The sequence below is a fragment of the Nocardia sp. NPDC058497 genome, from assembly GCF_042720195.1.
In the GTDB taxonomy this organism is placed as follows: domain Bacteria; phylum Actinomycetota; class Actinomycetes; order Mycobacteriales; family Mycobacteriaceae; genus Nocardia.
The window spans coordinates 1-5,350 of sequence record NZ_JBHXMY010000352.1; the positions used below are offsets into that span (position 1 = coordinate 1).

4 protein-coding genes and 1 pseudogene are annotated in these 5,350 nt (G+C 69.3%); 2 read left to right on the plus strand and 3 right to left on the minus strand.

All coding sequences use genetic code 11. From position 1 onward, the window contains the following. The coding region (locus ACFWPJ_RS21595; RefSeq protein WP_378854001.1) for a carboxyl transferase domain-containing protein at positions 1-573 on the plus strand (573 nt) is incomplete at its 5' end. A 15-nt stretch (positions 574-588) separates the two neighbouring features. Here ACFWPJ_RS21595 and ACFWPJ_RS21600 read toward each other — a convergent pair. Then, a pseudogene (locus ACFWPJ_RS21600) lies at positions 589-2,175 on the minus strand (FAD-binding protein); the annotation flags it as partial. A 198-nt stretch (positions 2,176-2,373) separates the two neighbouring features. Here ACFWPJ_RS21600 and ACFWPJ_RS21605 point away from each other — a divergent pair. Next, the gene (locus ACFWPJ_RS21605) at positions 2,374-3,519 is read left to right on the plus strand and encodes an AI-2E family transporter (RefSeq protein ID WP_378853993.1); all 1,146 of its coding nucleotides are present in this window, start codon (positions 2,374-2,376) and stop codon (positions 3,517-3,519) included. Positions 3,520-3,542: 23 nt separating this feature from the next. Here the strand turns inward: ACFWPJ_RS21605 and ACFWPJ_RS21610 are convergent, their stop codons facing one another. Together ACFWPJ_RS21610 and ACFWPJ_RS21615 are read right to left on the minus strand one after the other, a co-directional pair. Beyond that, complete coding sequence (locus ACFWPJ_RS21610) at positions 3,543-4,562, minus strand: alpha/beta hydrolase (RefSeq protein WP_378853995.1); 1,020 nt, start codon at positions 4,560-4,562, stop codon at positions 3,543-3,545. Between the two features lie 346 nt (positions 4,563-4,908). Next, a partial coding sequence (locus ACFWPJ_RS21615) for an alpha/beta fold hydrolase (RefSeq protein ID WP_378853997.1) occupies positions 4,909-5,350 on the minus strand: 442 nt, incomplete at its 5' end.

Below are 5,350 nucleotides of genomic sequence, written 5' to 3' on the forward strand. Positions count from 1 at the left end.
CAGGTGCTGGCCGGCGCGCTCGACTCGAATGCCAGCGACAAGGCCTCGCACTTCATCCACATCTGCAACGCCTTCGAGATCCCGCTGGTGCTCGTGGTCGACACCCCCGGCTTCCTGCCCGGCGTGGAACAGGAGAAGGCGGGCGTCATCAAGCGCGGCGGCCGGTTCCTGTTCGCCTACGTGGAGGCGACCGTCCCCAAGGTGACTGTCGTGATCCGCAAGGCCTACGGCGGCGGCTGGGCCGTCATGGGCGCCAAGGCGCTGGGCTGCGACGCCTACCTGGCGTGGCCGACCGCGCGCATCGCGGTCATGGGCGCCGAGAGCGCCGTCGGCCTGACCCAGCGCAAGATCCTCGACGCCACCCCCGAGGACCAGCGCGGCGCGATCCGGCAGCAGATGATCGACTTCTACAACGCGACCATCGCCACCCCGTGGATCGCCGCCGAGCGCGGCTACATCGACCGCGTCATCGAGCCGTCGACCACCCGCCTGGAAATCCGCCGCGCCCTGCACCTGCTGCGCGACAAGAAGGTCGTCCGCTACCCGCGCAAGCACCACCTCCTGCCGCTGTGATCCGGTCGGGGCAGGCTGGACGCTGTGTGCGCCCGCGCGGCGGCCGGAGAAGACGCAGTCGGCCAGGGACAGGCCGCTGACGTAGGAGTCCGAGCAGACCCCGACCGCCGCGCGCCCCGCCGCGAAGAGACCGGGGATGACGCCGCCGGATTCGGCGCGGACGGCGCCGGTGTCCTCGTCGACCAGCAGACCACCGAGGGTGAGCATGGGCATCGGGTAGGTGAGCCGTGCGGTGAACGAGATGTCCAGCAGGGCGAAGGGTCCGGTGCGAATCGGGCGCCGGATGTCGTCGGGCTTGCCCAGCGGATCGGGCTGATTGTGCTCGATCGCCTGGTTGTGCGCGTCCACGGTGTCGCGCAGGGCGACCGGGTCGATACCGGCGCCGGTGGCGACCTCCTCGACGGTGCGGCCGGAGACGCGCCCGATCCGCCACAGCCGCTCGGTCTGCATACGCTGGAACCACACCGACTGCGGGCCGATCTGGGTGCGGGCTTCGGCTTCCAGTTCCGCGTCGACGAGCAGCCAGGCCCGGTTGCCGGGGCTGGTCGCGATTGCCGCGCCCAGTGCGGCGCCGTAGCGGGATTCGTCGATCATGCGCTGCCCCAGGCGATTCACGGCGATCGAGCCGAACAACGCACTGGGCGGCGCGATGAAGCGCCACGTCGACATCGCCTCCATCTTGCCGCTCGCCGCGCCGATATCCTGCGCCATCGAGATGCCGCTGCCGTCGTCACCGGCGGTGCCAAGCGGCAGCCCCTGCGACCACGGGTACGCGGGCGCATGCCGGGCCACCATCGCCTGGTTGGCGATGAACCCACCAGTCGTGAGCACCACACCGGATCTCGCCTGGATCCGCACCGGTCGTCCGTGTTTGCGCTCGATCCGGGCCAACAGCGACTCCACCGCCCGGCGCAGACCAGGGTGATACACACCGGGTTTCGCCGAGATGCGGGCGAGCAGGGCGAACCGGCGTCGCACCGCCGCGGGCGCACCGTCGATCGTGACGGCCTCGACACCCGTCACCCGGCCGCCCTCGACGACGAGACGGGCTGCCCTGGTACCGGTTCGGACGTTGACGCCCCGCGCGGCGGCCGATTCGGCCAGCGGTCCGAACAGCGCCTTGCCGGAGACACCGGGGCCGTGCGCACGATGGCCGCGCTGCCGCGGCTTCGCGAGTTCCCGGTAACCGCCGGAGTTCTCGCTGCCCGAGTAGTAGAGGTAGTAGTCGTCGGTCGGATAGGACGTCTTGTACGGGCACACCGACGGCTGGAACGGCACGCCATGCTCGGACAACCAGTCGATCAACGCCGGGGATTCTTCGCAGAATCGGCGCAGCGTCGGCGCGCTCACCGCGTCACCGACCTCGGCTTCCAGGTAGGCGAGCATGTTCTCGACGTCGTCGTCGATGCCCGCGGCGCGCTGCACCCAGGTGCCGCCACCCGCGTACACGATGCCACCGGACAGCGCCGTCGCACCGCCGCCCAGATAGCGGTCGATCGCGAGCACGTCGGCGCCCGCTTCGCGCGCGGCCAGCGCCGCCACCACACCCGCGCCGCCGTATCCGACGACAACGACGTCGGCTGACAAATCCCAGGTCCGCACCTGTACCACCTTCCGGGCGGACGCGCCGTCGACATGGTCGCCGCCTGGGGCCGACTATAACGTGTTCTAGAAATGCGGACTACCGACCTTCCCGATCAACCCGGTGCACGACGACCGGGCGAGTGACGCGGCGGCATCGAGCACACAAGGCCGCGTCGGTGCCGAGAAGCGGGCTCGTCCGGGGCGACACTGGGAGCCGTGGACAACGATTCCCCGGAGAAACCGCAGGCGAGCGCACGCACCCTGATGCCGCCGTGGCTCCCTCGGGCGATGGCGCTGGCCCTTGTCTTCTTCGGGCTGTTCCTGCTCGCCGACTGGGCGTTCCACCGGCTGCTCGGCATCCTGATCATCCTGCTGGTCGCCTTCTTCATCTCCCTGGCGATGGAGCCCGCCGTCGCGGTGCTGGTGCGGCGAGGCATGCCACGCGGACTCGCCACCGGGCTGGTGTTCATCGGCACCTTCGCCTGCGTGCTGGCCTTCCTCGCCGCACTGGTGACGCTGCTGGTGGAGACGACGGCGAACCTCGCCCACGAGACACCGCGACTGCTCGAGGAGGGCATCGACTGGGTCAATCGCGCCTTCGGCCAGCACTTCACGATGCACGACCTGAGTCAGCGGCTGCTGCGCGAGTCCGACCTGATCGAGGGTTACGCCCGTACCGCCGCCGACAATGTCTGGGGCGTGTCGACGACCGTGCTGGGCGGGCTGGCGCAGGTCCTGACGATCGCACTGTTCAGCGTCTACCTCACCGCCGGCGGGCCGAAGGTGCGGCGCACCGTCTGCTCGATGCTGCCACCCGCCCATCAGCAGACATTCCTGCACGCGTGGGATCTCGCCATCGACAAGACCGGCGGCTACCTGTACTCGCGGCTGCTGCTCGCCATCGTCTCCGCGATCGTGCACGGTGCGTTCCTGGCGATCCTCGGCCTGCCCAACCCCATCGCGCTGGGTGTGTGGTTCGGCGTGATCTCCGCCTTCATCCCGACCATCGGCACCTACATCGCCGCGATCCTGCCGGTGTTCGTCGCGCTGTCGGTCGATCCGCTCGACGCGGTCTGGGTCATCGTGTTCGCGGTGGTGTACCAGTGGGTCCAGGACTATCTGCTGCAGCCGCGGATCACCGCGCGCACCGTCGACGTCAATGCCGCGATCGCGCTGCTGGCGGTGCTGGCGGGCGGTGCGCTGCTCGGCGCGGTCGGCGCGCTGCTGGCCATCCCGGCCACGGCGACGGTCCAGGCGTTCCTGTCCGAATACGTGAAACACTATGCGGTGACCGAGGATCCGCGCATCGACCAGACGACCGCGCGGCGGAAACGGTCAGCGAAAGCGCCCGCCGACGACTGAACCGTTCCGGCGCGCAGAGCGGCCTAGGCCTCGCTCGACCCGAGCCCGGCGCGGACGTCCTCGGCGAATTCTGTTGCCGCCGAGCGCGCTTGCGGATCGACGAGCGTGCTGGCGAAGCCGTGCGGGAGGTTGTCGAACTGGCGCAACCGGACCGGGACTCCTGCGGCGCGGAGCCGATCCGCCAGGGCGGTCCCCTGGTCGCGCAGGACATCCATCCCGGCGGTGGCCACAGAGGTCGGCGGCAGCGCGCTGACATCGTCGGCGGACAGCACGGAGAAGCGCGGATCCACGCGATGCTGCTCGGTGTCGGCGTACCACTTGATGGCGCGTTCGACACAGCCCTTGTCGAGCGGGGTGGTGAACAGGTCGCTGGAGACGTGGCGGTCGAGGTCACCGTCCAGGGCCGGGTAGAGCAGCGAAAGATGCGCGGGGCGATACCGGGCGGGCAGATGCAACGCCACCGCGGCGGCCAGATTCCCGCCCGCGCTGTCGCCGCCGATGCCGATCCGGGCGGGGTCGACTCCGAGTTCTTCGGCATTGTCGACCACATAGCGGAACACCGCGGCGACATCGTCGTAGGCGGCCGGGAACGGGTGTTCCGGGGCGAGCCGGTAGTCGGCCGCCAGCACCGTGACACCGGACCGGTCGGCCAGGAATCGGGCCAGTCCGTCGTAGCCGTCGATGCTGCCCACGTGCCATCCGCCACCGTGGATGAACACCAGCAGTGCGCCGTTCGCGCTGTGTGGCGTGTATATCCGCGCGCGAAGGGCACCGGGGATGGCGATCTCGGAGGTCTCGACCGGGCCGGTCGGCACGGCGGTCGCCAGGCTCATGAACCAGTCCAGCCGTCGCCGTCGCGCGGCGGTAGGCGGCGTGAGCGCCAGCAGCTCGCACTTGCCGATGGCGGAGAACATCTGCATCCTGCCGCTGAGCCGTTGCCCGTCGACGACGGGACGGCGAATCGGCAGCAGGTCGAAGACCGCGCCGGGTGCGGACAACACCTTCCCGGCGGCGCCACGAACAAGGGTTTCCAGCAACGACATGACTCCACCATGGCTTTCGTCCAGCCCGCTGATCGCTTCAGCGCGCTCGGCCCTGATTCTGTCCCACCGAACCGACCGGCACCGATGATTCCGGTCTCGCACTGTCATCGGGCCCGAGCCGAATGCGGTGTTGAAGGTTGGTGGCCGCAGCTGCCGCCGCGGCCGCGACACCGTCGTTGTTCGCGACCGCGGTCCAGCGGGCGCCCTATCTCGCGCCGCTTCTCACCGATGCCGCCGCGTCGGGTGTCGATGCTCGCGCCGTGTCGTTCGGGCTGGCCGGTGTGGCAGGCATGGCCGGGATGCTGGTAAGCCGGTATATCAGAACTTGGCGAATGGCTCGGCTACCTCACCGACGCAGGCGGTTGTCAGTGGCGGCGAGAAATTCGGCGATGACCTCGGTGAGCCGCTGCGGCTGGTCTTCGGGCAGCAGCGTGTAACTGTCCTCGATCTCGACGAGATGGGCGTCGGCGTACAGCTCGGCGAGGCGGCGGGCGTGTGCGATCGGCATCATCTTGTCCTCGACCGCCCAGGCGATGAGCACAGGTCCGGAAAAGGCCGCGTTGCGCGCGGCGATCTCGAGCAGTTCGGCGCGACGCGGCACCGTATTCAAGTACTTGGCGAGGTCCCGTCGCACATCGCGATTGACCGTTGCCGGGCGGAACCACGCGTCGATCACGTCTTTCGGCACTGGCCGCTTGCTCATCCAACCCCCCGTCGCGGGGGCCCCCCCCCCCCCCCCCCGCGCGGAAAAAAAAAAAACACACACCCACACACACAAAAAAAACAGA